At 66.4% G+C, this 1,480-nt stretch carries 1 protein-coding gene; it reads left to right on the top strand.

The window, feature by feature from the left end; all coding sequences use genetic code 11:
- Window positions 1-1,391 (top strand): N-6 DNA methylase (locus ACOVRJ_RS05495; protein ID WP_422042889.1); only part of this gene is annotated, 1,391 nt, incomplete at its 5' end.
- Window positions 1,392-1,480 lie beyond the last annotated feature (89 nt).

Here is a 1,480-nt window from a genome sequence, read left to right as displayed (position 1 = left end):
GCCTGCCGGCCAACCTGTTCTACGGCACCGGCATCCCCGCCTGCATCCTGGTGCTGGACAAAGCCGGCGCCGCGGCGCGCGCGGCCGCGGGCACTGGCATCTTCATGGTCGACGCCAGCAAGGGCTACATCAAGGACGGCAACAAGAACCGCCTGCGCGAGCAGGACATCCACCGCATCGTCGACACCTTCCAGCGCCAGGCTGAAGTGCCGCGCTATGCCCGCCTGGTACCGCTGGCGGAGATCGCCGATCCGAAGAACGACTTCAACCTGAACCTGCCGCGCTACATCGACAGCAGCGAGCCCGAGGACTTGCATGACATCACAGCCCACTTGCGCGGCGGCATCCCGGCGCGCGACCTGGACGACCCTGCCAGCCCGCTGGCGCCCTACTGGCAGGTGCTGCCGGGCGTGCGCCAAGGCTTCTTCGAGTCGGCCGGCCATGCGGGCTACGTGCAGCTGAAGCTGCCGCTGCCTGAGCTGAAGGCAGCGATCCTGGGCCACGCCGAGTTCCAGGCCTTCAACGGCCAGGCCACGCAGCGCTTTACCGACTGGCGCACCGCCGCCACCCAGCGCCTGCAGGCCTTCGGCGCAGGCGGCCACCCCAAGGCGCTGATCGAAACGCTGGCCGAAGAGTTGCTGGCCGCCTTCGCCGACGTGCCGCTGATCGACGCCTACGACGTCTACCAGCACCTGATGGACTACTGGGCAGCGACGATGCAGGACGACGCCTACCTCATCGCCGCCGACGGCTGGGTGGCCAAGACCAGCCGAATCCTGGAGACGGACAAGAAGGGAAAGACCAAAGACCGCGGCTGGACCTGCGAACTGATCCCCAAGCCTTTGATCGTGGCCCGCTACTTTGCCAAGGAGCAGGCCGCCCTCGACGCGCTGCAGGCCGAACTGGACGCAGCGGTGGCCAGCCAGACGGAGCTTGAGGAAGAGCAAGCCGGCGACGAGGGCATCTTCGCCGGCTACGACAGCATCACGGCCGTGGCGGTGAAGGAGCGCATGCGCGAGATCGGCAACGACCGCGACGGCGCCGACGAGTTGAAACTGCTGAAAGCTTGGCTGGACCTGGGCAACCGCATCGCCGCGCTGAAGAAGCAGATCCGCGAGGGCGAGGCGACGTTGGACATGCGAGCCTACGAAATCTACCCGGCGTTAATCCGAGCCGAAGTCCAGTCGCTGGTCATCGATGACAAGTGGACGGCGACGCTGGCGGGTGCCGTGCAGGTCGAACTTGACCGAGTCTCGCAGACGCTGACCGGACGCATCCGCGAACTGGCCGAGCGATATGCAGCCACCCTGCCGAAGCTCACCGACGAGGTGGTGGCGCTGGCGGCCAGGGTCGACTGCCACCTTGCGAAGATCGTCGGGTCGTGGACATGACTTCTGGATGCGAACCTACGGGACCCGGCGCATTTCAGGTCCCGGATGATTGGCTACTGCATAATCGGCGACCGCTGCTGTTGGGGAGA

Origin of the sequence: Roseateles sp., from assembly GCF_049240545.1 — a bacterium.
Taxonomy (GTDB): domain Bacteria; phylum Pseudomonadota; class Gammaproteobacteria; order Burkholderiales; family Burkholderiaceae_C; genus Paucibacter_A.
Note: the sequence above shows the minus strand (reverse complement) of the source record. Positions and strands in the feature narration are given on the sequence as shown.